General features: G+C 56.2%; 25 protein-coding genes. 13 read left to right on the forward strand and 12 right to left on the reverse strand.

The window, feature by feature from the left end; translation table 11 throughout:
* The first annotated feature begins 309 nt into the window (after positions 1-309).
* Positions 310-495: a hypothetical protein gene (locus tag ABLU87_RS26970; RefSeq protein WP_048263353.1), complete on the forward strand. Its 186-nt coding sequence runs from the start codon at positions 310-312 to the stop codon at positions 493-495.
* Positions 496-506: 11 nt separating this feature from the next.
* Here ABLU87_RS26970 and dcp read toward each other — a convergent pair whose 3' ends face one another.
* Positions 507-2,549, reverse strand: a complete 2,043-nt coding sequence (gene dcp / locus ABLU87_RS26975; protein ID WP_122116996.1) for a peptidyl-dipeptidase Dcp — start codon at positions 2,547-2,549, stop codon at positions 507-509.
* A gap of 171 nt (positions 2,550-2,720) precedes the next feature.
* Here dcp and ydfG point away from each other — a divergent pair, with 171 nt between their 5' ends.
* Positions 2,721-3,470, forward strand: a complete 750-nt coding sequence (gene ydfG, locus ABLU87_RS26980; protein ID WP_004851244.1) for a bifunctional NADP-dependent 3-hydroxy acid dehydrogenase/3-hydroxypropionate dehydrogenase YdfG — start codon at positions 2,721-2,723, stop codon at positions 3,468-3,470.
* A gap of 90 nt (positions 3,471-3,560) precedes the next feature.
* Positions 3,561-4,247 carry a GntR family transcriptional regulator gene (locus ABLU87_RS26985; RefSeq protein WP_004851246.1) on the forward strand — a complete coding sequence of 229 codons (687 nt, stop codon included), beginning with the start codon at positions 3,561-3,563 and terminating at the stop codon, positions 4,245-4,247.
* Positions 4,248-4,290: 43 nt separating this feature from the next.
* Here ABLU87_RS26985 and ABLU87_RS26990 read toward each other — a convergent pair whose 3' ends face one another.
* The 6 genes from ABLU87_RS26990 to ABLU87_RS27015 all read right to left on the reverse strand — a co-directional run bounded on the left by ABLU87_RS26990 (position 4,291) and on the right by ABLU87_RS27015 (position 10,898).
* The gene (locus ABLU87_RS26990) at positions 4,291-4,722 is read right to left on the reverse strand and encodes a universal stress protein (RefSeq protein WP_025105778.1); all 432 of its coding nucleotides are present in this window, start codon (positions 4,720-4,722) and stop codon (positions 4,291-4,293) included.
* Positions 4,723-4,999: 277 nt separating this feature from the next.
* Positions 5,000-6,463, reverse strand: coding sequence for a mannitol dehydrogenase family protein (locus ABLU87_RS26995; protein WP_004851251.1), 1,464 nt, complete (start codon positions 6,461-6,463; stop codon positions 5,000-5,002).
* 234 nt (positions 6,464-6,697) lie between these two features.
* The gene (locus tag ABLU87_RS27000; RefSeq protein ID WP_029946863.1) at positions 6,698-8,074 is read right to left on the reverse strand and encodes an MFS transporter; all 1,377 of its coding nucleotides are present in this window, start codon (positions 8,072-8,074) and stop codon (positions 6,698-6,700) included.
* 43 nt (positions 8,075-8,117) lie between these two features.
* A complete protein-coding gene (locus ABLU87_RS27005) occupies positions 8,118-9,137 on the reverse strand; it encodes a Zn-dependent oxidoreductase (RefSeq protein WP_048262126.1) in 1,020 nt (339 codons plus the stop codon).
* A gap of 14 nt (positions 9,138-9,151) precedes the next feature.
* On the reverse strand, positions 9,152-10,366 hold the full coding sequence (gene rspA / locus ABLU87_RS27010) for a starvation-sensing protein RspA (protein ID WP_004851257.1): 1,215 nt from the start codon (positions 10,364-10,366) through the stop codon (positions 9,152-9,154).
* Between the two features lie 205 nt (positions 10,367-10,571).
* Entirely contained in the window at positions 10,572-10,898 is a 327-nt protein-coding gene (locus ABLU87_RS27015) for a YnfA family protein (RefSeq protein WP_004851258.1), read from the reverse strand.
* Between the two features lie 136 nt (positions 10,899-11,034).
* On the opposite strand from ABLU87_RS27015, the gene ABLU87_RS27020 reads away from it, so the two are divergent.
* On the forward strand, positions 11,035-11,376 hold the full coding sequence (locus ABLU87_RS27020) for a DUF1283 family protein (RefSeq protein ID WP_004851259.1): 342 nt from the start codon (positions 11,035-11,037) through the stop codon (positions 11,374-11,376).
* Positions 11,377-11,438: 62 nt separating this feature from the next.
* On the forward strand, positions 11,439-11,999 hold the full coding sequence (gene speG, locus ABLU87_RS27025; RefSeq protein ID WP_004102449.1) for a spermidine N1-acetyltransferase: 561 nt from the start codon (positions 11,439-11,441) through the stop codon (positions 11,997-11,999).
* Here speG and ABLU87_RS27030 read toward each other — a convergent pair.
* Entirely contained in the window at positions 11,993-12,703 is a 711-nt protein-coding gene (locus tag ABLU87_RS27030) for a YnfC family lipoprotein (RefSeq protein WP_014229527.1), read from the reverse strand. The genes speG and ABLU87_RS27030 overlap by 7 nt on opposite strands.
* A gap of 102 nt (positions 12,704-12,805) precedes the next feature.
* Here ABLU87_RS27030 and ABLU87_RS27035 point away from each other — a divergent pair, with 102 nt between their 5' ends.
* From ABLU87_RS27035 to clcB, 6 genes are all read left to right on the forward strand, one after another.
* Positions 12,806-13,057, forward strand: coding sequence for a DUF1161 domain-containing protein (locus tag ABLU87_RS27035; protein WP_064357336.1), 252 nt, complete (start codon positions 12,806-12,808; stop codon positions 13,055-13,057).
* A gap of 148 nt (positions 13,058-13,205) precedes the next feature.
* Positions 13,206-15,383 carry a DMSO/selenate family reductase complex A subunit gene (locus tag ABLU87_RS27040; protein WP_122116997.1) on the forward strand — a complete coding sequence of 726 codons (2,178 nt, stop codon included), beginning with the start codon at positions 13,206-13,208 and terminating at the stop codon, positions 15,381-15,383.
* 10 nt (positions 15,384-15,393) lie between these two features.
* Positions 15,394-16,011, forward strand: coding sequence for a DMSO/selenate family reductase complex B subunit (locus tag ABLU87_RS27045; RefSeq protein ID WP_032719195.1), 618 nt, complete (start codon positions 15,394-15,396; stop codon positions 16,009-16,011).
* 1 nt (position 16,012) lies between these two features.
* Positions 16,013-16,870: a DmsC/YnfH family molybdoenzyme membrane anchor subunit gene (locus ABLU87_RS27050; RefSeq protein WP_025105783.1), complete on the forward strand. Its 858-nt coding sequence runs from the start codon at positions 16,013-16,015 to the stop codon at positions 16,868-16,870.
* Positions 16,871-16,910: 40 nt separating this feature from the next.
* The gene (dmsD, locus tag ABLU87_RS27055; protein WP_025105784.1) at positions 16,911-17,519 is read left to right on the forward strand and encodes a Tat proofreading chaperone DmsD; all 609 of its coding nucleotides are present in this window, start codon (positions 16,911-16,913) and stop codon (positions 17,517-17,519) included.
* A gap of 141 nt (positions 17,520-17,660) precedes the next feature.
* A complete protein-coding gene (gene clcB, locus ABLU87_RS27060) occupies positions 17,661-18,956 on the forward strand; it encodes a voltage-gated ClC-type chloride channel ClcB (protein ID WP_064357329.1) in 1,296 nt (431 codons plus the stop codon).
* On the opposite strand, the gene bioD is transcribed toward clcB, so the two are convergent.
* The 3 genes from bioD to ABLU87_RS27075 all read right to left on the reverse strand — a co-directional run bounded on the left by bioD (position 18,909) and on the right by ABLU87_RS27075 (position 21,979).
* Complete coding sequence (bioD, locus tag ABLU87_RS27065; RefSeq protein ID WP_122116998.1) at positions 18,909-19,604, reverse strand: dethiobiotin synthase; 696 nt, start codon at positions 19,602-19,604, stop codon at positions 18,909-18,911. The genes clcB and bioD overlap by 48 nt on opposite strands.
* A gap of 127 nt (positions 19,605-19,731) precedes the next feature.
* Complete coding sequence (mlc, locus tag ABLU87_RS27070) at positions 19,732-20,952, reverse strand: sugar metabolism global transcriptional regulator Mlc (RefSeq protein WP_014229533.1); 1,221 nt, start codon at positions 20,950-20,952, stop codon at positions 19,732-19,734.
* Between the two features lie 133 nt (positions 20,953-21,085).
* Positions 21,086-21,979 carry a LysR family transcriptional regulator gene (locus ABLU87_RS27075; RefSeq protein WP_025105786.1) on the reverse strand — a complete coding sequence of 298 codons (894 nt, stop codon included), beginning with the start codon at positions 21,977-21,979 and terminating at the stop codon, positions 21,086-21,088.
* A gap of 118 nt (positions 21,980-22,097) precedes the next feature.
* Here ABLU87_RS27075 and ABLU87_RS27080 point away from each other — a divergent pair, with 118 nt between their 5' ends.
* Positions 22,098-23,348 carry an MFS transporter gene (locus tag ABLU87_RS27080; protein ID WP_014229535.1) on the forward strand — a complete coding sequence of 417 codons (1,251 nt, stop codon included), beginning with the start codon at positions 22,098-22,100 and terminating at the stop codon, positions 23,346-23,348.
* A gap of 35 nt (positions 23,349-23,383) precedes the next feature.
* On the opposite strand, the gene ABLU87_RS27085 is transcribed toward ABLU87_RS27080, so the two are convergent.
* The gene (locus ABLU87_RS27085; protein WP_004851273.1) at positions 23,384-23,476 is read right to left on the reverse strand and encodes a hypothetical protein; all 93 of its coding nucleotides are present in this window, start codon (positions 23,474-23,476) and stop codon (positions 23,384-23,386) included.
* 300 nt (positions 23,477-23,776) lie between these two features.
* Between ABLU87_RS27085 and ABLU87_RS27090 the strand changes: the two genes are divergently transcribed.
* The gene (locus ABLU87_RS27090; RefSeq protein WP_032748987.1) at positions 23,777-25,264 is read left to right on the forward strand and encodes a carboxypeptidase M32; all 1,488 of its coding nucleotides are present in this window, start codon (positions 23,777-23,779) and stop codon (positions 25,262-25,264) included.
* Positions 25,265-25,390: the final 126 nt, after the last annotated feature.

Genomic DNA, 25,390 nt, shown 5'->3' on the forward strand with positions numbered 1-25,390 from the left:
GCCCTGGAGAATAAAGTGCCCCTCAATCGTTCTTCACCTCGAAGTAATCTAGCATCTCAATCAGTTTTCTACTGCCGTCGCGCGGAGCGTTGTCATAGAAAAAGAGAAGTAACCTCTATAATGCTTGCGGCCATTACCAACGAATATAAAGCCAAAGGTAAAGCACGAATGGCGCAAACGCTTCGTAGCGTCTGGATCGATTTGTTCAGGCAGGCACAATGCGCGCGAAGTTGAGTCTGGGTACAACCCAGCACTGGCTACCAGAAAAGTCGTTGCTCGAGTTAACCGCTCTCGACTGAATTTTGAAATGTGGCAAGCGATCAGGTTGGCGAGAACAGTCTAAGCGTTTCCTTCAAACTCGCAGTGAATAGCATCAACCTTTCCGTTGAAAGAGGGAAAACAATGCCTATTTTGGGGAAAAGTTTTGCAGGGATTTTGGGGAAGAAAAAATTAGACAAAAAACCGGGCGCTGCGCCCGGTCTTCTTCTGCTCTAAACAACGCTCGGCTAGCTCAGCCCGCGGTTTTCCAGCATCGGCTCAATCCTCGGATCGTGTCCGCGCCACTGGCGATAAAGTTCTGCTAAATCAGTGCTATTGCCGCGAGACAAAATCGCTTCACGGAAGCACTGGCCGTTTTCGCGGGTTAAACCGCCCTGCTCAACAAACCACTGGTAGCCGTCGTCCGCCAGCATCTGCGTCCACAGATAGGCGTAATAGCCCGCGGCGTAACCGCCGCCGAAAATATGCGAAAAGTAGCTGCTGCGATAGCGCGGCGGCACGGCGGCCAGATCCATATTCTCCGCACGCAGGGACGCGGCTTCAAACGCATCGACATCGTCCGGGAGTTTATCCTCCCTCACGCTATGCCAGTGCATATCCAGCAGCGCCGCTGCGAGCAGTTCGCTCATGTCGTAGCCTTTATTAAACTTCGCCGCGCGGAACATGCTGTCGCGCAGCGCGGCCGGCATGATTTCCCCGGTTTGATGATGCCGCGCATAGTGGGCAAAGACCTGCGGCTCGCTGGCCCAATGTTCATAAATCTGCGAAGGAAACTCAACAAAATCGCGCGGCGTATTGGTTCCCGACAGGCTGGCATACTTCTGGCTGGCAAACAGGCCGTGCAGGGTATGCCCAAATTCGTGAAATAAGGTGATGACCTCATCCCAGGAAAGCAGCGCGCTATGTCCGGCTTTGGGTTTCTGGTAGTTACAGACGTTATAAATTACCGGATGCTGAGCACGCAGGGTGGATTGTTCAACAAATACGCCCATCCACGCCCCGCCGCTTTTGCTGTCCCGCGAGAAGTAGTCGCCGTAGAACAGCGCAATGCCCTCTCCGTTAGCGTCGATAATTTCCCATACCTGCACGTCCGGATGATAAACCGGAATGTCGAATCGCTCGACAAAGCGAATACCGAACAGCTGTGTCGCCGTCCAGAACACGCCGTCGCGCAGGACGCGGTCGAGGGCAAAATAGGGCTTGAGCTGCGCTTCATCGATGGCAAATTTCGCCCTGCGCACCTGCTCGGCGTAATAGAGCCAGTCCCACGCCGCCGCGCGGAAATCACCGCCTTCATTATCAATAACTTGCTGAATATCCGCCAGCTCCTGCTCGGCCCGCGCCTTCGCCGCCGGGGCGATTCGCCGCATAAAGGCAAACGCCTCTGCCGGATCGCCCGCCATCTGATCGGCCATTGACCAGCTGGCGAAGTCATCAGCGCCCAGCAGCTGCGCTTTGCGCGCGCGGAGCTCCGCTAGCCGCAGTACCAGCTCGCGAGTGTCATTCGCATCGCCCTTCTGATTTCGCGTCCAGCCTGCTGCAAACAAATTCTCTCGCGTCTGCCTGTCCTGCAGCGAAACCAGCGCGGGCTGCTGGGTCGTATTGAGTAAAGGCAGCAGCCAGCGACCACCTAATCCCTTCTCCTGCGCGGCTTCTGCCGCTGCGCTTATCTCATCGTCGCTAAGCCCTGCGAGCTGATGAGCGTAATCCACCACCAGACCACCAGATTTTACCGCCGCCAGCAGGCGCTGCTGAAACTGGCTTTGCAGCGCTGCCGCTTCGGTATTCAGCGCGCGAAGCGCCGCTTTTTGATCGTCCGCAAGCGTGGCTCCCGCAAGGGTAAAGCGTTGCCAGGTCACCTCCAGCAGACGTCGGGATTCGGCGTCAAGGGAGAGCGACTCTCGCCGCTCCCACACCTGCTTCACGCGTTGAAAAAGGGCATCGTTGAGCCAGATATCATTCGCCAGTTCCGCCAGCTCAGAGGAAAACTGCTCATCAAGCGCCTGAATGGCCGGATTGGTCTCCGCGCCCGCCATAGCGAAGAAGACGTTGGTTACCCGAGCCAGCAGCTGGCCGCTCTGTTCCAGGGCTTCCAGCGTGTTGGCAAAATCAGCCGGCTGCGGGTTATTCGCGATAGCGGCAATCTCTGCGCGCTGGCGACGAACGCCCTCGTCGAAGGCCGGACGGTAATGACTCACGTCAATCAAATCGAAACGCGGCGCCTGATAAGGCAGCAGACTAACGCTAAAAAAAGGATTGTTCTCCGACATCTTCATCTCCTGAACACGATTATTCTGTAAGATTAGGCAACTCATTGATTGACCGCAATGATTACTCTGTTCACCGCCGCGTTCGGCGGGGAGGTCTGGTGATTTCCATTACCCGTCGCCGGGATCGCGTGCTATGGTATGAAGACACAAAAATCGTTGAGGAACAGTAAGATGATTATCCTGGTTACCGGAGCAACAGCGGGTTTTGGTGAAAGCATAACTCGCCGTTTTATCGCTAACGGTCACAAAGTGATTGCCACCGGGCGTCGCGAAGAACGCCTGAAAACGCTTAAAGATGAGCTGGGCGAGAACCTTTATACCGCCCAGCTGGACGTGCGCAACCGTGCAGCCATTGAAGAGCTGATTGCCGGACTGCCGGCAGACTGGCAGGCGATTGATGTTCTCGTCAATAATGCCGGGCTGGCGCTGGGACTGGAGCCCGCGCATAAAGCCAACATTGAAGACTGGGAAGACATGATTGACACCAATAACAAAGGGCTGGTGTATATGACCCGCGCCGTTCTGCCGGGAATGGTTGAGCGTAATCGCGGCCACGTAATCAATATCGGTTCGGTCGCCGGCGCCTGGCCTTATGCTGGCGGTAACGTCTACGGCGCGACCAAAGCGTTTGTGCGTCAGTTCAGCCTCAATCTTCGTACCGACCTTCACGGTACCGCCCTTCGCGTGACCGATATTGAGCCCGGTCTGGTCGGCGGCACCGAATTCTCTAACGTGCGCTTTAAAGGTGATGACGCTAAAGCCGAGAAAGCTTACGAAAATACCCAGGCTCTGACTCCGGAAGACGTCACCGAAGCGGTCTGGTGGGTCGCAACCCTGCCAAAACATGTCAACATTAATACCCTGGAAATCATGCCGGTCAGCCAAAGTTTTGCCGGACTGAACGTGCACCGCCAGGGCTAAGCTCTGTAACCCGGCCCGCGGGCCGGGTCTGGGCTGGAAGACAAAAAACGCGTAAAATAGCGCAAATACCTCATATAAAAGTAATCATCCATGGCCGCAGAAGCACAACTGAATCCGACACAGCCCGTTAATCAGCAAATTTATCGTATCCTGCGTCGGGATATCGTCCATTGTCTGATCCCGCCAGGCACCCCTCTTTCGGAAAAAGAAGTCTCCGTGCGCTTTGACGTTTCCCGGCAACCGGTACGCGAAGCTTTTATCAAACTGGCTGAAAATGGCTTAATTCAGATCCGTCCGCAGCGCGGCAGCTATGTGAATAAAATCTCGCTCTCGCAGGTGCGTAACGGCTGTTTTGTCCGCCAGGCCATCGAATGCGCCGTGGTGCGACGCGCCGCAGGAATGGTGAATGATGAACAGCTCTACCAGCTTGAGCAAAATCTCAATCAGCAGCGTACGGCGGTGGAGCGGCAGCAGTTAACGGATTTTTTCCAGCTGGATGACGAATTTCACCAGAAGCTCTCGCAAATCGCCGACTGCCAGCTCGCCTGGGATACCGTCGAGAATATTAAAGCCACCATTGACCGGGTGCGCTATATGAGCCTCGATCATGTGACCCCACCCGATATGATGCTGCGTCAGCACTATGATATTTTCCAGCCGCTGGTCGCCCGCAATCCGGATGCGGTTGAAAAAGCCATGCGCCTGCATCTGCAAGAAATTAGCGAGTCCGTGCTGCTTGTTCGTCAGGAAAACAGCGACTGGTTCAGCGAGGAATAAAACGAGTTGCGGCAGAACAGGTTATCTGCCGCGAGAAATTGACTTACCTGACAACCAGAACCGGTATTTTAGCGTGACGTAAAATCGACTCAGCGTTTGAACCAAGAAGATGAGTGGATATACCCGGCTTGCGGGAACCAATAACGATAACGTCAAAATCCTCATTGCCGCTCACCGCCAGAATTTCATCGCGCACGTTGCCAAAGACCACTCTGGAATGAATCCGCTCGGCGGGAATGGAGAACAGACGGGATATCGTCTTCATCTTTTTCTCAGATTCCTCACGCATATAGGCCTCAAACTTACGTATATCGGCCGCAAAACCGCGTAAAATTGAGCTGCTGCTGTTCGGCAGAACGTTGAGCAGCGTAATCTCCCCTTCATCCGCTGATGCTAAAAACTCAGCATGGCGAACCGCTTTGTCACTTAAATCCATTTCAAAAACGTCTACGGGCAGCAAAATTTTTTTGTACATAGTCCGTTCTCCTTTTTTCTGAGGAAACTTAGTAAGTTAACTCATCATGCCATATTTACTTCACCAGGAGAATGAATAATCACCCAGATAAATATTTAATTCATTAAAATAAACATCAGTTATTTATACTTAACTGTTGTTAGATAAAGTTATGTATATTCAACGATCTGGATCAAAGATTGCGCCTGACGCGAAATATATTTCTGGCGGGAAAAGCGTTCAGGGATAAAGCATGAGGGCAATGCCGCCGGGACCGGCGGCACGCGGGTGAAATAAATTAGTTTGCCTGAGCCCAGGCCGCTACGGTCGCTTTTGCGCCGTGCTGCTGCAGGGATAAATAAGCGCGAACCACCGCGTTCACGAAACGGCTCTCCTGGGGCAGGCTGGCACCGAAAATAGCCTCAATACCCAGCAGCGCGCGCACGCGTTCTTCGCCGTCTGCGCTATTCTGTACGGTTTGCGCAATCACCGGCAGTAAAGGATCGGAGATTTCAATCGCCTGCCCCTGGTCATCCACCCCGCTGACATAGCGCATCCAGGCCGCGACGCCCATTGCCAACAGCGTAAAGTCGCCGCCATGCGCCAGGTGCCAGCGAATCGAATCCAGCATCCGCTGCGGCAGTTTCTGACTGCCGTCCATCGCTATCTGCCAGGTGCGGTGCTTCAGCGCCGGGTTGCTATAGCGCTCGATCAGCAGACCGGCATAGCGTGCCAGATCCACACCCTGCACGTTCAGCGTCGGCGCCTGCTCCTCCAGCATCAGCGCACGCGCGGCGCGACGGTAGTTTTCGTCCTGCATACAGTCATTAATGTGCTGGTATCCCGCCAGATAGCCCAGCCAGGCAAGAAACGAGTGGCTGCCGTTCAGCATGCGCAGCTTCATCTCTTCAAAGGGCAGCACGTCCGACACCAGCTCAGCGCCGGCTTTTTCCCACTGCGGACGACCGGCGACAAAGTTGTCTTCAATGACCCACTGACGAAACGGTTCGCAGGCGACGCCGGCCGGGTCGCGAACGCCGGTGAGCTGTTCAATTTTCTCCAGCGTTTCGGCCGTCACCGCCGGTACGATGCGGTCAACCATGGTAGAAGGGAAAGTGACACTGCGCGCAATCCACTCGGCTAATTCGGCATCGACGGCGCGGGCATAGGCGCAGACGACATTACGCATGACGTGACCGTTTTCCGGCATATTGTCGCAGGACATCACGCTGAAGGCCGGCAGACCTGCCGCCTTGCGGCGTGCCAGCGCTTCTACCACCACGCCCGGCGCGGATTTCGGTTGATGAGGGTTTTGCAAATCGGCAACAATCAACGGGTGATCTAACTGCAGTTCACCGCTGGCCGGCGAGTGGCAGTAGCCTTTTTCGGTAATGGTCAATGACACAATAGCGACCTGAGGCTCGCACATTTTTGCCAGCACGCTTTCCAGACCATCGACCTGGGCATGCATCGCCTCTTTGACCACGCCAACAATGCGGGCGGTCCAGGCATCCGCCGACATTTCGGCGACGGTGTAAAGTAAATCCTGCTGTTGCAGATCGGCGATTTGCTGCTCGCCACCGATCAGATTCACTTCGGTATAGCCCCAGTCGCTGCCGTGTTCTGTCGCCAGAATATCGGCATATACCGCCTGGTGAGCGCGATGAAATGCGCCAAAGCCCAAATGAACGATGCGTGGAATAAGACGGTTGCGATCGTAAGCTGGCAGCGTGGCGTTCGCTGTTAATAGCATATGTTCCATGGTGGCTCTCATACTTATGATTTCTGGATCCCCACGGTAAGTGGGAACCGGCTGGTGAAATAAACCATCTCATGCAATTGGTATGATATCTTTGACTTTTATCAACTACCATACAAGAAGACGGGCGAGTTATACTTTCGGTATTTCTGAGTATAAAAGAGTGAAAATGCCGGGCTAATGGCCCGGCATAATGTTATTTACGGCGATCATCATTCGGTGCGGAGTTTGTGTTTTTTAAATATATTGCCCGTTACCCACCGCTTTATTTTGCGGCGCGCAGTCTGCGGCGTCATTCAGCAAGCTCAGATCGCGGTCGCGCACTTCAGGCATCAGAATGGCGGAAATTAAGCCAATGATGGAGTAGCACACCAGCATCACAACAATGGGCATCCAGGAACCGGTCATATTGCAGAAAATACCGGCCAGCACCGGGCCAAAGCCTACGGCGACTAATCCCCCCGCCTCTTTTGAAATTGCCATGCGGGTAAAGCGATTACGTGAACCGAACATTTCCGCCATGGTGATGTTTTCCAGCGCAAACAGACCCAATACCGCGATATTATGAATGACGATCAGTGACGCCATGATGGTGCTCGCGCTATAGCTCTTATCCACAATAATCGACAGCATGGGGTACGCCAGAATAATGGCTGAAATATTAATGATAATATAGGGTAAGCGACGCCCCACTTTATCTGACAGCCACCCAAGAAATGGGATGGTAATAAAGCCGATAACAGAGCTAATCATTAACGCATCGGTAGGGATAGCTTTATCAAACAGTAATGTTTGTACCAGATAGCCCGCGAGGAAAGTTTGCAACAATCCTGAATTTCCCGCCTGTCCGAAGCGCAGACCCGTCGCCAGCCAGAAGGACTTACTTTTCAGCATGGCGCTAAAGGTACCTTCCTGGGTTGCTATCTCTTTCTGCAGGACGCTGTCTTCGCTCACTTTCTCAAAAACCGGGCTCTCTTTCAGATTGAGACGCAGCCAGATGGCAAAGATCATCACCACTACGCTTGCCAGGAACGGCACACGCCATCCCCACGCGACGAGCTGTTCACGGTCCAGCACGAAGAACATCACCGCCCAGATAGCCGTGGCGCTTAACGTACCGCAGTTGGTGCCCATAGCCACCAGCGAAGAGATAATTCCACGCTTACCTTTCGGCGCATATTCCGCCAGCATGGTACCCGCACCTGATATTTCAGCCCCGGCGCCCAACCCCTGAATAATACGTAAAGTCACAAGCAACACCGGCGCTAAAATACCAACCTGGGCATAGGTTGGCAGCACGCCAATAAGCGTGGTACAGATCCCCATCATGGTGATGGTAATAAACAGAACCTTCTTGCGCCCAATACTGTCGCCCATTTTACCAAAAATAAAGGCGCCGACGATCCGCGCAATATAGCCCGCGCCGTAGGTTCCCATTGCCAGAATCAGCGCCATGGCGGCGGATTGCTCCGGGAAAAAAATCTCATGGAAAACCAGCGCTGCGCCAAGGGAATAGAGTTGGAAATCCATAAACTCCAGTGCCGTGCCTAACCAACCAGATACGGCTGCACGAATGAGATCGGAAGTGGTTCTCTCATTTTTTACGGTAGTCATAATGATTATCTCTAATTGTAGAATACAGAGTCCGCACCTGTTGTTATTGGCTGAAGGTTAATAAAACCTTACAGCAACGTTTCCTGTCATTTTCAAAAAGCTCCAGTGCATCGATAACATGTTGATAAGCAAATTGATGAGTAATCAGCTCCTCCGGGTTAATTAAGCCTTGTTCCAGCCACTTTATGACCACCGGGAATTTATTGGCGTTAAGACGCGACGAGAAAATAGAGAGCTCTTTGCCGGTAATACCCTGCTGTGCAACCTGCGAAGGCTCCGTCGAGAATCCCATTAAAACAATTCTCGCCGCCGGAGAAGCCAGGGTGACCGCCTCTTGTAGAATCGAGGGATGACAGGCCGCATCGATAATCAGCGTCGGTAGTACCCCCTCCGCCTTCAGCGTATCCGTCAGAGGCACGACGCTGTTGTTAATCACCCAATCCGCGCCGTTACGCTGGGCCATCTCCAGGCGTTCATCAATGCGATCCACCACGATGACCTGCTTAACGCGATACACCCGCTTCAGCACCTGAATGGTCGTCAGGCCCATTGGCCCGGCGCCGTAGACCAGCGCGATATCCTGGTCGGTTGGCGAAACGTGCCCGGTAACGTTGGCCGCGATAGTGAAAGGCTCAATCATCACCGCATGTCTGTCCGTCACGTTGTCCGGAACCTGCCAGGCATTTTTCGCTGGCACCACCGCGTACTCGCTAAAGCCGCCATCCCGATGCACGCCGAGCACCACCAAAGAGGTGCAGACGTTTGGTTTGCCCACCGAGCAAGGATAGCAATGGCCGCAGCTGATGACCGGATCAACGCTGATCCGCTGGCCGATGGCTTTGTCGGTAACCCCTTCTCCGATGGCGTCGATAACGCCAAAAAATTCATGGCCAATAACGCGCGGGTATTTGGCAAACGGATTGTGGCCGCGATAAATATGGCTATCGGAACCGCATATCCCCGCCAGCTTAATTTTTACCCGCACTTCGCCCGCGGCAGGCTGCGGGATAGGACGATCTTCAATCACCAGTTCGTTGGGCTGGCGAATCACGATACTTTTCATTTGGACTTCCTTCTTTACCAGTTCCACAACGTGCCGTCTTCCAGACGCGCTACAGGCAAATAGGCCGGTTCATAGGGGTATTTCGCGGCCAGTTTTTCATCGAACTCAATTCCCAGCCCCGGTTTTTCACCCGGATGCATATAGCCGTTATCAAACGTCCAGCTGTGCGGGAAGACTTCCAGCATCTGTTCGGAATAGCCCATATATTCCTGGACGCCAAAATTCGGCACCCACAGGTCGAAGTGCAGCGCGGCCGCCATGCAGACCGGAGAAAGATCGGACGGCCCGTGTGAACCGGTGCGTACCTGATAAAGCGAGGCAAAATCGGCGATCCGACGCATCCCCGTAATCCCGCCTGCGTGGGTAATGGTGGTGCGGATATAGTCAATCAGCTGCTCTTCAATCAGCTGTTTACAATCCCAGATGCTGTTGAACACCTCTCCGACGGCAATCGGCGTGACGGTATGCTGACGAATTAAACGGAAACACGCCTGATTCTCCGCTGGGGTCGGATCCTCCATCCAGAACAGGCGGTAATCTTCAATACTCTTACCAAAACGCGCCGCTTCAATCGGCGTCAGGCGATGATGCATGTCGTGCAGCAGATGCTCGTTAAAGCCAAATTTTTCGCGTACGGCGGCAAACAGCTGTGGCGTAAAATCGAGATACTTCTCGGTAGACCACAGCTGCTCTTCCGGCCACTGGCCTTTGGTTGCCGGTTCGTAGGCCTGCCCTTTACCTTTCGCCATCCCGTAGGTGGTTTTCATCCCCGGCACGCCGCACTGCACGCGAATCGCTTTAAACCCCATCTCTTTGTGGCGCGCGTAGTCATCCAGCACTTCATCGATGGAGTGACCCGTAGTGTGGCAGTAGACCATCACGCCTTCGCGCGAAGCCCCGCCCAGCAGCTGGTATAGCGGCATGCCTGCGGCTTTCGCCTTGATATCCCAGAGCGCCATATCGATAGCGGAAATCGCCGACATCGTGACCGGACCACGACGCCAGTAGGCGCCCTTGTAGAAAAACTGCCAGATATCTTCGATGCGATGCGCGTCGCGGCCAATCAGCTGCGGACAGAGATGATCCCGCAGATAGGATGCAACGGACAGCTCGCGACCGTTTAGCGTCGCGTCACCTAACCCGACGATCCCGTCATCAGTGGTGACTTTAAGGGTGACGAAGTTGCGTCCCGGACAGGTGACGAAAACTTCAGCGGCAACGATCTTCATTTCTCATTCCTTACTTCTGTGCGGTTAGTGGGTAAAAGTAAACCATCAGACCTACTACCATACAAGTATAATGATCGAAAAAGACGCGGCAGATCACAGTATCCCATCGGGGATAAAAGCGGCGTGAACAGAGAAAGCGAGCGAGAAGGCAGGAAGAGATAGGCCGGGACAGCATCACCTGGCCCGGCTCACTCAGTAAAAGAGGCTATGCGCGTCCCCAGCCGGCCACAATAATCAGCATGCCGCACAGCGCAACCAGCGCGCCGGCCCAATCATAGTGGCTGAGTTTGACGCCATCGATAAAGCGCAGCCACAGCAGCGCAGTACACACGTACACCCCACCGTAAGCGGCATAAACCCGTCCGCTGGCCTCGGGGTGAAGCGTCAGAAGCCAGACAAAAAGCGCCAGCGCCAGGGCCGTCGGCATCAGCAGCCAGGGCGTCGCCCCGCGTTTTAACCAGAGCCAGGGTAAATAGCAGCCAATGATTTCGCACAGGGCGGTAGCAAAGAAAAGCAGCGTGGTTTTTAACATGCAAAGCGTCGTAAGTTGAACAAGCGTTAACGCATTCTACGTAATAATGGCCGTCGTTTACTCTGTTTTGTCGGGTATGCCGTCGAAAGGAGATGTAGTAAACTCAATCCAAGGGAATCGCTTAAAGGAAATCGTGATGAACACAACACTGAACAAACGCTGGTGCCTGACTGCCCTGCTGGCGCTGAGCGCGGTGGTCTTTACCGCATCGTCATTCGCCAAAACGGACAAGCTGGTCATCGAATCCGGCGACAGCGCCCAGAGCCGCCAGCAGGCCGCCATGGAAAAAGAGCAGTGGAATGACACCCGCACTTTACGCCAGAAGGTCAACAAGCGCGCCGAAAAAGAGTGGGATAAAGCCGACGTGGCTTTTGACGCCCAGGACAACTGCCAGAAGAGCGCGAACGTCAACGCGTACTGGGAGCCTAACACCCTGCGCTGCCTTGACCGCCGCACCGGTCGCACCATTACCCCGTAATGAATGGCGCCCGCACGGGCGCCACAATCACCAAAACTTCGCTATAACACACAGGTACTCCCATGACTGACGCTTATCACGTCAAACTCCGCCCGCTTGAGCGCGAAGACCTTCGCTTTGTCCACCAGCTCGACAACAACGCCAGCGTTATGCGCTACTGGTTTGAAGAGCCCTATGAAGCCTTTGTTGAGCTTTCCGACCTGTACGACAAACACATTCACGATCAGAGCGAACGCCGCTTTGTCATTGAATGCGACGGCGAAAAGGCCGGACTGGTTGAGCTGGTTGAAATCAACCACGTGCACCGCCGCGCCGAGTTTCAGATCATTATCTCTCCCGATTATCAGGGGAAAGGTCTGGCCACCCGCGCCGCTAAGCTCGCGATGGATTACGGCTTTATGGTGCTCAACCTGTATAAGCTCTACCTCATCGTCGATAAAGAAAATGAAAAAGCGATCCACATCTACCGCAAGCTCGGATTTATGGTGGAAGGCGAGCTGATTCATGAATTCTTTATTAACGGCGAATACCGCAATACCATCCGCATGTGCCTGTTCCAGCACCAGTATCTGGCCGAGCATAAACCGCAGGGCCAGACGCTGCTGAAACCAACGGCTCAGTAATAGTCAATAGTGCTTTTGATGGTGTAGTGGCGGGTTAGCGCAGGCTGGACGCTGTCGTCGACAACCTTAAGCTCGCAGCTTACCGGGTTGTCGTGACTGTCGTAATCGCAGGTCTGGCTTACGTTGCCCAGCGCGCGGTCATTGAAGGTGCTCACTGCGGTGTAGTCCATTTTTTTGCGCGGATCGGATGATGGCGTTGAGGCCACCGTAAATTGTTCACCTTTGGCTATGGTGGTTTTGCCCAGCGGATAGCCTTCTCTATCGTAGCGGTACGTCGCTGTACTCTCCTTGCCGCGAGCGGTGACGACAAACCCGTTATCATCGGTTTCCCAGGAGACCCCCGCCGAGGGCATTTCCGCCAGCTGACATTTGCCTTGTAAACGCAGGCGCTTTTCGTGGCTTTGCGCATCCAGGTAGTAGTTAGCGTCCAGCACCAACGCCGCGCCGGTTTTATTCTCCCGATCCTCAAATGCCAGCAGGTCAAAGCACCCTTCGCTGGATAAACGCCCTTTAACCCACTTCACCACCTGATCGTGTTCGTCATACAGCGTCTGGCTAAACGCTTTCACCGGCCCGCGCAGCGGATCGAACTCAAATTCGTTAGAAAAGCTGGCCATTTCCGGGGTGAAGGCCTGCGGCGCGCCCTTTTCATCGCAGGCGCTAAGCGCCCCGACAGCCAGTAACAGCAACAACCGTTTTTTCACGCGCGATTCCTTTTGTGCATAGTTCAATCATATTAGCAAATACAATTGTTTACACCACTTCTGCTATGCTTAAATCTGGATAACGTTAATAAGGAGTTTATGATGAAACTATCACCCTGGCTATGTGCGGCTCTGCTGCTGGGTTCGACGACTGCTTTCGCGGCGCCGGATTCCTGCGAGCGGGTAAAAAGCGATATTCAGCAGAAAATCATCAACAACGGCGTCCCGGAATCGGGCTTTAGCCTGACGATAGTCCCGAACGACCAGCCCGATCAGCCCGGCGCACAGGTTGTCGGCCACTGCGCCAACGACACCTTTAAAATCATCTATACCCGCGACAGCGGTGCGCAGTAACCTCGCCGAATGTCTGGAGAAGTCTTATCCCTCGGTTGACCAGGGATAAGATCTCTCTACTCCATTTTAAGTATCATTCCTCACTCTCCACGCCGACCTTACGAAGGCGTTGGCATTACGCCATTATAACAAAATCATGGAGTGAGCAATGTCTAACCAGGAACATACCGACGGCCTTACCCGTCGAACGCTAATCAAATCAACCGCCCTTGGTTCGCTGGCTCTCGCCGCCGGCGGTTTATCGCTGCCTTTCAGCCTGAGTCACGCCGCTGCCGCGGTGCAAGACGCCGCTCACGGCGAGGAGCGTATCGTCTGGGGCGCCTGTTCGGTCAACTGCGGCAGCCGCTGCGCCCTGCGTTCACACGTGCGTGACGATGAAGTCGTCTGGGTCGAAACCGACAATACCGGCGCGGATATTTATGGCGATCACCAGGTGCGCGCCTGCCTGCGCGGCCGATCCATCCGCCGCCGCATTAATCATCCCGACCGCCTTAACTATCCCATGAAGCGCGTCGGCAAACGCGGCGAAGGCAAGTTTGTCCGCATTAGCTGGGAGGAGGCGCTGGATACGATCGCCGACAATCTCAAACGCATCGTCAAAGAGTATGGCAACGAAGCGGTTTATATTAACTACTCCTCCGGGATTGTCGGCGGCAATATGACGCGATCGTCGCCCACCGCCTCACCGGTTATGCGCCTGATGAACTGCTACGGCGGTTCGTTAAACCAGTACGGGACCTACAGTACCGCGCAAATTGCCTGCGCCATGCCCTACACCTACGGCAGCAATGACGGCAACAGCACCTCCGATATCGAAAACAGCAAGCTGGTGGTGATGTTCGGCAATAACCCAGCGGAAACCCGCATGAGCGGCGGCGGGATCACTTATTATTTAGAACAGGCGCGCGAGCGCTCCAGTGCGCGGATGATCGTTATCGACCCGCGCTACACGGACACCGCCGCCGGGCGGGAGGATGAGTGGATCCCGATTCGCCCCGGCACCGACGCCGCGCTGGTGGCGGGTATCGCCTGGGTGCTGATTAATGAAAATCTGGTCGATCAGGTGTTCCTTGATACGTACTGCGTCGGCTACGATGAAAAAACGCTGCCGGCAGATGCCCCGAAGAACGGGCATTACAAAGCGTATATTCTTGGACAGGGCGATGACGGCGTGGCGAAAACGCCGCAATGGGCCTCGCGGATCACCGGTATTCCCGTCGACCGCATCATCAAGCTGGCCAGGGAAATCGGCAGCACCAGGCCGGCTTACATTTGCCAGGGATGGGGTCCGCAGCGCCAGGCTAACGGCGAGCTGACCTCCCGGGCGATCGCCATGCTGCCTATTTTGACCGGCAACGTCGGCATTAACGGCGGCAACAGCGGCGCCCGCGAATCCACCTATACCATCACCATTGAACGCCTGCCGGTACTGACCAACCCGGTCAAAACCGCCATCTCCTGCTTTAGCTGGACCGACGCCATCGATCGCGGCCCGGAGATGACCGCCACCCGCGACGGCGTTCGAGGGAAAGAGAAGCTGGACGTGCCGATTAAATTCATCTGGAACTACGCCGGCAATACCATCATTAACCAGCACTCCGATATCAATAAGACCCACGAGATCCTGCAGGACGAAAGCAAGTGCGAGACGATCGTGGTTATCGAAAACTTTATGACCTCCTCGGCCAAATACGCCGATATCCTGCTGCCGGACCTGATGACCGTCGAGCAGGAAGACATTATTCCCAACGACTACGCCGGCAATATGGGCTATCTCATCTTTATTCAGCCAGTTACCTCCGCTAAATTTGAGCGCAAACCGATCTACTGGATCCTCAGCGAAGTCGCAAAGCGCCTTGGCGAGGATATCCACCAGAAGTTTACCGAAGGCCGCACCCAGGAGCAGTGGCTGCAGCATTTGTACGCGAAAATGCTGGCGAAAGATCCGGCGCTCCCGAGCTACGATGAACTGAAAAAGATGGGGATTTATAAGCGTAAAGACCCCAACGGTCACTTTGTGGCCTACCGCGACTTCCGCAAAGACCCGGTCGCCAATCCGCTAAAAACCCCGTCGGGTAAAATCGAGATCTACTCCAGCCGTCTGGCGGATATCGCCGGCAAATGGCAGCTGGAAAAAGACGAAACCATTAGTCCATTACCGGTATATGCTTCTACTTTCGAAGGGTGGGACGATCCACTGCGTGAGAAATTCCCGCTGCAAATGTTCGGCTTCCACTATATTAATACGCTGACGACGCACCGCCCTTCGCCGCTGGCTAAAGGCAATCCGCAGCACACCAATCTGGTCGAAATCGAGAAGGTTTAAGGAGTAAACCATGAGCGCTCAGTATGGATTTTTTATCGATTCCGCCCGCTGCACCGGCTGTAAAACCTGCGAGCTGGCCTGCAAGGATTATAAAAACCTCACGCCTGACGTGAGCTTTCGCCGCATCTACGAATACGCGGGCGGCGACTGGCAGGAGGACAACGGCGTGTGGCAGCAAAACGTCTTCGCCTATTACCTGTCCATCGCCTGCAACCACTGCGAAGACCCGGCCTGCACAAAAGTGTGCCCCAGCGGCGCCATGCACAAGCGCGATGACGGCTTTGTGGTGGTGAACGAAGAGGTATGCATCGGCTGTCGCTACTGCCATATGGCCTGCCCGTACGGCGCGCCGCAGTACAACGCGGCAAAGGGCCATATGACCAAATGCGACGGCTGCTATGACCGGGTCGCCGAGGGTAAAAAGCCGATTTGCGTCGAGTCCTGCCCGCTGCGGGCGCTCGACTTTGGTCCCATCGAAGAACTGCGCGAAAAGCACGGTCAGCTTGCCGCCGTCGCCCCGCTGCCGTCCGCGCACTTCACCAGGCCGAGTATCGCGATCAAACCGAACGCCAACGCGCGTCCGTGCGGTGATACCACCGGCTATCTGGCCAATCCGAAGGAGGTGTAAAATGGGAAATGGATGGCATGAATGGCCGCTGGTGCTGTTTACGGTGCTGGGGCAAAGCGTTGCAGGGGCGATAATCGTCAGCGGGCTCGGCTGGCTTTCGCTGAATAATAACTCCGAAGCCCGGCAGCGCCTGGTGCGCTGCATGTTTTTTATCTGGCTGGTCATGGGGATTGGCTTTCTGGCGTCGATTATCCACCTCGGCTCGCCGCTGCGGGCATTTAACTCTCTTACCCGGGTCGGCGCATCGGCGTTAAGTAATGAAATCGCCAGCGGCGCGCTGTTTTTCGCCGTCGGAGGAGTGTGGTGGTTGCTGACGTTTCTCGGCAAAATGCCGGCAATCCTGGCCAAGGCCTGGCTTCTGCTCACCATGCTGCTCGGCTGCCTGTTCGTCCTGGAGATGACCCTGGTCTATCAAATTAATACCGTGCCGACCTGGTATAATGCCTACACCACCGCCGCCTTCTTCCTGACGATGGTGCTGTGCGGGCCGCTTTTCGCCGCCCTGCTGCTGCGGGTAGCCAACGTGCCTTTTAACGGCACGGTCTTCGCGTCGATGAGCGTCCTCGCGCTGCTGGCAAGCCTGGCCGTGGTCATTTTGCAGAACAGCGAACTGGCGGAGATCCGCAGTTCCGTGCAGCAGGCCAGCGCCCTGCTGCCAAACTACGGCTGGCTACAAATCCTGCGTTTAGCATTTTTGGCGCTGGGCCTTGGCTGCTGGATCTGCCCGTTGGCAAGAAAGAAAAACCCGCGCATCGCCAGCCTGCTGCTCGGACTGATACTGGTATTACTCGGCGAGTTTATCGGTCGCGGCCTGTTTTATGGCCTACATATGACCGTCGGTACGGCGATTGCCGGTTAATGAATGGGTGCCGCGGCACCCTCTGCAGTAAGGAATAGATATGATGCAATCGCAAGACCGCGATGCCGTCGCACTCAGCGCCCGTACGCTGGGGGCATTGTTCTCCTATGCTCCGGGCAGCGAGCAGGCTGCTCCGCTGGTTGCCGCCCTGCGCGACGGCAGCTGGCAAAGTCAGTGGCCCTGGCCGGTCGCGAACGGCCTGGCGGCGCAGTTCGCTCTCGAAGACGATGAACCGCTGGCGGACGCCTGGCAGCGGCTGTTCATCGGCCCGTGGGCGCTGCCTGCGCCGCCGTGGGGCTCCGTCTGGCTGGATAAAGAAAGCGTGCTGTTTGGCGACTCTACGCTGGCGCTGCGCGAGTGGATGCGGGCTAACGGCATCGGTTTGTCTGAGCAACGCGCTGAACCGGAAGACCACTTCGGTACGCTGCTGCTGCTGGCGGCCTGGCTTTGTGAATCCGGTCAGGATGAGGCATTTAACCAGCTTCTGGCCTGGCATCTTCTCCCGTGGTCGGGCCGCTTTCTGAGCGTGTTTATTGCCGGGGCGGGAAACCCTTTTTATCAGGCTCTTGGTCAGCTGGCGCAAGAAACGCTGACGCGATGGCAGGCGCGGCTGCCCTGCGCGGTCGCGGATAAGCCGCTCTACCGCTAATGCCCTGACGTTATGCCCGCCCGCCGGGCATAACGCATTTAGTGACAACGTCACCTTTAGCCTCTTTCGCACTTATCGCTTTTGCGTCTATGCTTATTCCCGGTAAAAATAAGCCCCATTCCCCGTTAACCGAATTCGCTGATGCATCGTCTTCACGCTTATCCTGATGTTCAGGTTATGTTTCGCCGCATGGTTATCGCCATGCTGGTCGGCGTCCTCGCCGCGCTCGCGGTTGCCCTGTTTCGCCATGCGATGACCGGTCTGGAAAGCCTGTTTCTGAGCAATGACAGCGGAAGCCTGGTGAACGCCGCCGAGTCGTTGCCACCATGGCGTCGGTTGCTGACGCCCGCGCTTGGCGGCCTTGCGGCTGGCGCCCTGCTCTGGCTCTGGCAGCGCCGCACCCTTGCGCGGCCCCGTGCACCAACCGACTATATGGAAGCGCTCGAGACCGGCGACGGTGTGTTTGATACGCCAGCCAGCCTGGTAAAATCGCTGGCCTCTCTGCTGGTGGTGACGACCGGCAGCGCCATCGGTCGCGAGGGGGCGATGATCCTGCTGGCGGCGCTGGCCGCGTCGCTGTTCGCCCGCCGCTTTACGCCAAAAGAAGAGTGGAAGCTATGGGTAGCCTGCGGCGCCGCCGCCGGGATGGCCAGCGCTTACCACGCTCCGCTGGCCGGGAGCCTGTTTATCGCCGAGATCTTATTCGGCACCCTGATGCTGGCGTCGCTTGGCCCGGTGGTGATTGCCGCGGTGGTGGCCCTGCTGCTGACCAATCTGCTGAACGGCGATTCGGCTCCGCTGTATCACGTTGAATTCCACGAAACCCTGAGCGCGACGCACTATGCGCTGATGCTGGCGACGGCGCTGCTGGCCGGGCTTTGCGGGCCGCTGTTTATCTGGCTGATGAGCTATAGCCACCGGTGCTTTGTCCGGCTGCGCCTGTCGCCTCCGTGGCAGCTGGCGCTGGGCGGACTTATCGTCGGTCTGCTGTCGCTGCTCGCGCCGGCCGTCTGGGGAAATGGCTATAGCGTTGTGCAAAGCTATCTTCTTTCGCCGCCGCTCTTCAGCGCCATGATTGTGGTGTTTGTCTGCAAGCTGCTCGCCGTGCTGGCCAGCAGCGGTTCCGGCGCGCCGGGCGGCGTTTTTACCCCAACGCTGTTTGTTGGGCTGGGGATTGGCATGCTGTTCGCCAGCCTGACCGGACTATGGCTACCTGATTACCAGGCTATCGCGATAGTGGTTGGCTTAACCGGCATGGCGGCGTTTCTGGCAGCCACCACCCACGCGCCGATTATGTCCACGCTGATGATTTGTGAAATGACCGGACAATACGTTTTACTGCCCGGTTTACTGATTGCCAGCGTACTGGCGTCGGTGCTGTCGCGGACGTTACGCCGGGATTCTATCTACCGCCATCACCTCGCCGAGTATCGATAAGTCGATATACTGGCTCAGTTCACGCTGCTCCGCGCGCGGTAAGTAAGGCAGTTCACCGATCAGCGGCGCCGGCAGCTTTTTGCTCAGCACCTCGATGATTTCAGCATAATGCGCCAGGCCTGGGTTAATCCGGTTGGCCACCCAGCCGATCAGCGGCAGGCCGTCGTTGGCAATCGCCTGCGCGGTCAGCAGAGCATGATTGATACAGCCTTCCTGAATGCCGACGACCATTAACACCGGCAGCTGTTCCTGCACCACCCATTCCGAAAGCGGACGCAGGTCGTTCATCAGGCTGCGCCAGCCGCCGGTACCTTCAACCACCACATGTTCAACCTGGCCGCTGAGGCGCTGGAGACCATCCGACAGCAGTCCGTAGTTGATCGGGCAACTGTGCGCCACGCTGCTTTCATCTTCGCTTAACGCGATGGGATTGACAGCTTCATACGGTAACACCAGCGATGACACGCTCTGTAAGACCAGCGCATCTTTGTTCCGCAGTCCGTCCGGCGTCTCTTTACTGCCCTTCGCCACAGGCTTGTACCCGGCGACGCTTTTGCCGCTGGCAGCCAGTGCCTGCAACAGCGCACGGGAAACCACCGTCTTGCCGACAGCGGTGTCAGTACCTGTCATGAAGAAACGCTTAAACATCACTAACCCCACAGTTATGTTGATGAAATATACGGGAGAGAAATAATCAACTGTGGAAAAAGTCTACGCGATGCTGCCGGAAGCCAGCTTGAGATAGCGCAATTTTTGGTGTGAATATGAAAAAATGTTAACCCTGTAACAGTCGTATCAGCAGCGATCCGTTATAGAGGGCATCCTTTACCAGGGCCGCGCCAGCCATCGTTCCCCGGTTAGAAAACTGGGTGCTTTCCACGGCAATATGTCGGCTGTAGGCTGGTAACGATTGTTGTCGAATACAATCAGATATTGCCGGAAACAGAATATCCGCGGCGAGATTGAAGGGAGAGCCGATAAGGATTTTCTGCGGGTTAAAGAGGTTAACCATAATCGCCAGAATCCGTCCAACGTGGTTCCCGACGCCGCTGATAATGTCCCGCGCCAGTAAATCCCCCTGCAGCGCGGCCTGACATAGCCATTCAACGCTCAGCGGCTGCTGATGCAACATTGAGCTCATCGACTTCGCCATGCGGATCTGCGCCAGTTCCAGCACGCTCTCCACGCTGGCAATGGTTTCCAGACAGCCATGGTTACCGCAATAGCAGCGTTTACCATACGGATCGACCTGGGTGTGGCCGATTTCGACCAGACTGCTGCTGCCCGCGTGCAGCAGACGACCGTCGGTGATCACGCCCGCGCCAACGTTATGGTCGATCACCACCTGAATCACATCTCGCGCTCCCCGGGAGGCGCCAAACAGCGATTCGGCCATGGTCCAGGCGCTGATATCGTGCTGAATGTAAACCGATACGCCGGTATGATTGGCTAAGATTTCGCCCAGCGGCATGTCCTTAACGTCTTCATAAAACGGCATCCGGTGGATGATACCGTGCTCGGTATCGATGATCCCCGGCATGGTGACGGCGATGGCGGTTAAACGCTCCAGCTTCTTTTGGTGACGAATAAAGAACTGGTCAACCTGATCGAGCAGCCGGCTCGCGAAGGGCTGAACGTGCTGTAACGCCAGTTCCAGCTGCTCTTCCACCACCAGCGCGCTGCTTAAATCCCGTAGCGCGAGGTGGATCTCGCCGCGGCTGATGCGGATAGAGAGGTAGTGCCAGGCTTCGGTTTCCACCATCAAGCCAACGGCAGGCCTTCCCCGGCTCCCTGGCTCCTGGATTTCCGTCTCCTGGACCAGATGCGCTTCCAGCATTTCGCGGACGATTTTGGTGATGCTGGCAGGGGCCAGCTGCGCGAAGCGCGAGAGGTCGATGCGCGACACCGGGCCAAGCTGATCAATCAGGCGATAAACCGCGCCCGCGTTGGTCTGCTTAATTTGATCGATATGGCCTGGCTGACTGTCCGCTACCACCGTTGACTCCCTTTATTTTCGCGCTTCGAAATAAACTGATGGCTATGGTGAAGCACTTCAACGGTACTCGTCAAATTTTTGCTTAGCCTTGTGATTTACCGCACATTTTTAGCCGTTATTTGTCCTAAATGTCTCATGTGGCGCTGGCAAGCAGCGATTCACGAAAACGCCGGGCCGCTTGCCCCTGTTCGTGATGCTTCGACCACACCAGCCACATTTCCGACACCGCGTCCTGCTCTTCGATCGGCAGCCAGCACATTTCCAACAGCTGGACCCGCCTGAAGGACGCCGGTAAAATCGACACGCCAAGACCGGCGGCCACCAGGCCGATAATCGTCATTGCCTCCCCCACCTCCTGGGTGATGGCTGGCGTCAGGTCGTAGCGGCGCATCAAGCCCAGAATGTCGTCATACAGCCCGGTACCCACATGGGGATCGAAAAACACGAACGGCTCCCGCGCCAGTTCCCGCAGGCTTACGCGCGGCTTGCTGGCCAGCGGATGATCGCGGGGCACCATCGCCAGCAGCGGTTCGCGCAGCACTCTTTCCCAGACCAGGGTATCCGGCAGCTGGGTATTACGCATCAGTCCCAGATCCAGCGCGCCCTCGTTCAGCGGCACAATCTGCTCGCGCGTGTTGGTTTCCCGCGTCTGAATATGTACATCGGGATAGCGGCGGCGAAAGGTCGACAGCGTGTCGGAAACCGCCTTGATAAAGGGGGCCGATGAGGTAAATCCAATGCGCAGCTCGCCGGTTTCGCCGTGGTGAAGCCGAGCCGCGCGCGCGGCAGCATCATCGACCTGCGAGAGGATCTGCCGGCTATCGGCGAGAAACTGCCTTCCGGCTTCGGTCAGGCTGACGCTGCGATTAGTACGAGCAAACAGACGCGCGCCAATTTGCTGTTCAAGGATTTGAATCTGCTGGCTAAGCGGCGGCTGAGAGATATTTAACCGCGCCGCCGCATGGCCAAAATGGAGCTCTTCCGCCACGGCAATAAAATAGCGCAGATGGCGCAGTTCAATATTCATATTTAAAACGTCTTATTTGAGATTATTAATATATTAGACAGAATATTTACATTTTCATACCCTGAATAAGTGGCCATTGCGGTCACTTAACTCTCTGTATATCAGCAAGGATTTTTCCGTGAGTCGTACAACTACCGTTGACACCGCCCCGGCAAACGACGTCAGCGACATCATCGCTCCTCAGCCAAACCAGTTTATCAAACGCGGTACTCCGCAATTTATTCGCGTCACTCTCGCCCTCTTTTCTGCCGGACTGGCGACGTTCGCGCTGCTTTATTGCGTCCAGCCGATCCTCCCGGTGCTCTCCAGTGAATTCGGCGTCTCACCGGCCAGCAGCAGTATCTCGCTGTCGATTTCCACGGCGATGCTGGCGGTCGGCCTGCTGTTTACCGGTCCGCTGTCCGACGCCATTGGCCGCAAACAGGTGATGGTTACCGCGCTGGTGCTAGCCTCCTGCTGCTCACTGCTGTCGACGATGATGTCCAGCTGGCATGGGATCCTGATGATGCGCGCCCTGATCGGCCTGTCGCTGAGCGGCGTGGCGGCGGTCGGCATGACCTATCTGAGCGAAGAGATTCACCCCAGCGTGGTGGCGTTCTCAATGGGTCTTTATATCAGCGGAAACTCCATTGGCGGCATGAGCGGCCGTCTGCTGACGGGGGTATTTACCGATTTCTTCGGCTGGCGGATAGCGCTGGCGGTCATTAGCGGCTTCGCGCTGGCGGCCGCGCTGATGTTCTGGCGCATCCTGCCGGAATCGCGCCACTTCCGTCCAACCTCGCTGCGGCCAAAATCGCTGCTGATCAACTTCCGCCTGCACTGGCGCGATCGCGGGCTGCCGCTGCTGTTTCTTGAGGGTTTCTTGTTAATGGGGTCATTCGTGACGCTGTTTAACTATATCGGCTACCGCCTGATGCTTTCGCCGTGGTCCCTCAGCCAGGCGGTCGTTGGCCTGCTATCGGTGGCCTATTTGACCGGTACCTGGAGTTCGCCGAAAGCCGGGGCCATGACCGTTCGCTACGGTCGCGGCCCGGTGCTGCTGTTCTCGACTGCGGTGATGCTCGGTGGCCTGCTGCTGACCCTGTTCTCGTCGCTGTGGCTGATTTTTATCGGCATGCTGCTGTTTTCCGCGGGTTTCTTCGCGGCCCACTCGGTGGCCAGCAGCTGGATTGGCCCGCGCGCGCGTCGTGCCCGCGGCCAGGCGTCATCGCTCTATTTATTCAGCTACTATCTGGGTTCCAGCATGGCGGGGACGTTAGGCGGCGTATTCTGGCATAACTACGGCTGGAACGGCGTAGGTGGGTTTATCGCGCTGATGCTGCTGGCGGCGCTGCTCACCGGCGCGTGTTTACACAAGCGACTGAAATAACGCAGATTAACGTGGCCTGAAACGGGCCACGCTCTTCACCACATCCCCAGTACCGACGACATTCCCAACAGTTCTCTAACGGCATCGACGGAAAGCAGTGCTATAAACAGCCAGGTAAACGGATTCATAATCCACCTCGCATCGGCGGCCTGTGCCTGCATTAAGTTTAGCCGTAGTTCAGAGAAAGCGTCTGCTACTTTACGCACATCTGGATTATTTCGAGCCAAACATAAAATACGCAATCGATTAATCACTACATTATGCTGATGCTTGCGTCGAGCGGGCGAGCCGACGCTGTGGGCAATTTCCCATTAACGTCGGGGTGATTTATGTCGAAAGCGCCCGCATCCCTCGACCCCATCGGCGGATCGCGATAGTGTAGGTCCACGAAAAAGCTTTTGTTCACTTGCCACCGTCAGAGTGTAAACATGACCGAAAATAAAAATTATCATCAGCTTACCCGCACCTTCCAGCGACTCTCCCGCTTCTCGCATCTTTCCGCCATCGCCGGCTGGGATATGTTCGCCATGATGCCCCCCGGCGGCAGCGCGGCCCGCGGCGAAGCGCTGGCCGAGCTTGGCGTTTTGCAGCATCAGATCCTGACCGATAAAAAAGTGGGTGAATGGCTGCAGAATGCGCTTCAGGAAGAGCTAAATGATGTGGAACAGGCCAACCTGCGCGAAATGACCCGCCAGTACGAACAGGCGGCGCTGCTGCCGGAAAGCCTGGTGGAAGCGAAATCGCTGGCGGGTAGCCGCTGCGAGCACGCCTGGCGTAGCCAGCGTCCGGCGAACGACTGGCAGGGTTTTGCCGAGAACCTGCGTGACGTCGTCAAACTGAGTCGCGAAGAGGCGCAGATTCGGGCTGCGGCAAAAGGCGGTTCCCGCTACGACGCGCTGCTGGATATTTTTGAACCCGATATGACCAGCGCCCGTCTTGACGTACTGTTCGCGGACCTGAAATCCTGGCTTCCTTCGCTGCTGGAGAAGGTGGTTGAGAAGCAGGCGCAAACGCCGCTCATCGAACCTCAAGGGCCGTTTCCGATTGCCGACCAGCGCGAGCTGGGGCTGGAGGCGATGCGCGTGCTGGGATTTGATTTTGACGGCGGACGCCTGGATATCAGCGCCCACCCGTTCTGTGGCGGCGTGCCCCAGGACGTCCGTATCACCACGCGCTACAACGAAAACGACCTGCTCAGCGCGCTGTTTGGCGTCATTCACGAAACCGGCCACGCGCGCTATGAACAAAACCTGCCGCGCAACTGGCTCGATCAGCCCATTGCCCTCGCCCGCTCCACGGCGATCCATGAATCGCAAAGCCTGTTTTTCGAGATGCAGCTTGGCCGTAGCGACGCCTTCCTGCAGCGCCTGCTGCCAACGGTACGCCAGTACTTTGGTGAACAGCCGGCCTTTAGCCACGAAAACTTCATCGCATGGAATCAGCGCGTCAAGCCGGGCTTTATCCGCGTCGACGCTGACGAAGTGAGCTATCCGGCACACGTTATTCTGCGCTACGAAATTGAACGCGCGCTGATTGATGGCGATATTGAGGTCGAGGATATTCCGGCGCTGTGGGATGAAAAAATGCAGCACTGGCTGGGACTTTCCACCCTCGGCAACTATCGCGACGGCTGTATGCAGGATATCCACTGGACCGACGGCGGTTTTGGCTATTTCCCTTCCTACACGCTTGGCGCGATGTACGCCGCTCAGCTGATGGCTTCCGCCAGACGGGCGCTGCCGCAGCTGGAAAGCGATATCGCCAACGGTAACTTCAGCGCCCTGTTTGACTGGCTGCGGCAAAATATCTGGCAGCACGGTAGCCGTTTTACCACCTCGCAGCTGATTCAGCATGCAACCGGAGAAGACCTTAACAGCGACTATTTCCGCCAGCACCTTACCTCGCGTTATCTGTAAATCACCGGCGTCGGGCCGCGCCCGACGCCGTGTCCCATTGTTGTAGCAGCGCGTTGTACATATGGTTACACGCCGATACCAAACACTCACGGAAACCTCGATAAGACAGGCATATAGTTCTTTCAA

Origin of the sequence: Klebsiella sp. CB_Kp196 (genome assembly GCF_040061575.1) — a bacterium.
GTDB classification, from domain to species: Bacteria; Pseudomonadota; Gammaproteobacteria; order Enterobacterales; family Enterobacteriaceae; genus Klebsiella; species Klebsiella michiganensis.

Bases quoted from the DNA above. Each gene is read 5' to 3' on its own strand.
- dcp (WP_122116996.1), bottom strand. From the start codon at position 2,549: ATGTCGGAGAACAATCCTTTTTTTAGCGTTAGTCTGCTGCCTTATCAG.
- ydfG (WP_004851244.1), top strand. From the start codon at position 2,721: ATGATTATCCTGGTTACCGGAGCAACAGCGGGTTTTGGTGAAAGCATA.
- ABLU87_RS26985 (WP_004851246.1), top strand. From the start codon at position 3,561: ATGGCCGCAGAAGCACAACTGAATCCGACACAGCCCGTTAATCAGCAA.
- ABLU87_RS26990 (WP_025105778.1), bottom strand. From the start codon at position 4,722: ATGTACAAAAAAATTTTGCTGCCCGTAGACGTTTTTGAAATGGATTTA.
- ABLU87_RS26995 (WP_004851251.1), bottom strand. From the start codon at position 6,463: ATGGAACATATGCTATTAACAGCGAACGCCACGCTGCCAGCTTACGAT.
- ABLU87_RS27000 (WP_029946863.1), bottom strand. From the start codon at position 8,074: ATGACTACCGTAAAAAATGAGAGAACCACTTCCGATCTCATTCGTGCA.
- ABLU87_RS27005 (WP_048262126.1), bottom strand. From the start codon at position 9,137: ATGAAAAGTATCGTGATTCGCCAGCCCAACGAACTGGTGATTGAAGAT.
- rspA (WP_004851257.1), bottom strand. From the start codon at position 10,366: ATGAAGATCGTTGCCGCTGAAGTTTTCGTCACCTGTCCGGGACGCAAC.
- ABLU87_RS27015 (WP_004851258.1), bottom strand. From the start codon at position 10,898: ATGTTAAAAACCACGCTGCTTTTCTTTGCTACCGCCCTGTGCGAAATC.
- ABLU87_RS27020 (WP_004851259.1), top strand. From the start codon at position 11,035: ATGAACACAACACTGAACAAACGCTGGTGCCTGACTGCCCTGCTGGCG.
- speG (WP_004102449.1), top strand. From the start codon at position 11,439: ATGACTGACGCTTATCACGTCAAACTCCGCCCGCTTGAGCGCGAAGAC.
- ABLU87_RS27035 (WP_064357336.1), top strand. From the start codon at position 12,806: ATGAAACTATCACCCTGGCTATGTGCGGCTCTGCTGCTGGGTTCGACG.
- ABLU87_RS27040 (WP_122116997.1), top strand. From the start codon at position 13,206: ATGTCTAACCAGGAACATACCGACGGCCTTACCCGTCGAACGCTAATC.
- ABLU87_RS27045 (WP_032719195.1), top strand. From the start codon at position 15,394: ATGAGCGCTCAGTATGGATTTTTTATCGATTCCGCCCGCTGCACCGGC.
- ABLU87_RS27050 (WP_025105783.1), top strand. From the start codon at position 16,013: ATGGGAAATGGATGGCATGAATGGCCGCTGGTGCTGTTTACGGTGCTG.
- dmsD (WP_025105784.1), top strand. From the start codon at position 16,911: ATGATGCAATCGCAAGACCGCGATGCCGTCGCACTCAGCGCCCGTACG.
- clcB (WP_064357329.1), top strand. From the start codon at position 17,661: ATGCATCGTCTTCACGCTTATCCTGATGTTCAGGTTATGTTTCGCCGC.
- bioD (WP_122116998.1), bottom strand. From the start codon at position 19,604: ATGTTTAAGCGTTTCTTCATGACAGGTACTGACACCGCTGTCGGCAAG.
- ABLU87_RS27075 (WP_025105786.1), bottom strand. From the start codon at position 21,979: ATGAATATTGAACTGCGCCATCTGCGCTATTTTATTGCCGTGGCGGAA.
- ABLU87_RS27085 (WP_004851273.1), bottom strand. From the start codon at position 23,476: ATGAATCCGTTTACCTGGCTGTTTATAGCACTGCTTTCCGTCGATGCC.
- ABLU87_RS27090 (WP_032748987.1), top strand. From the start codon at position 23,777: ATGACCGAAAATAAAAATTATCATCAGCTTACCCGCACCTTCCAGCGA.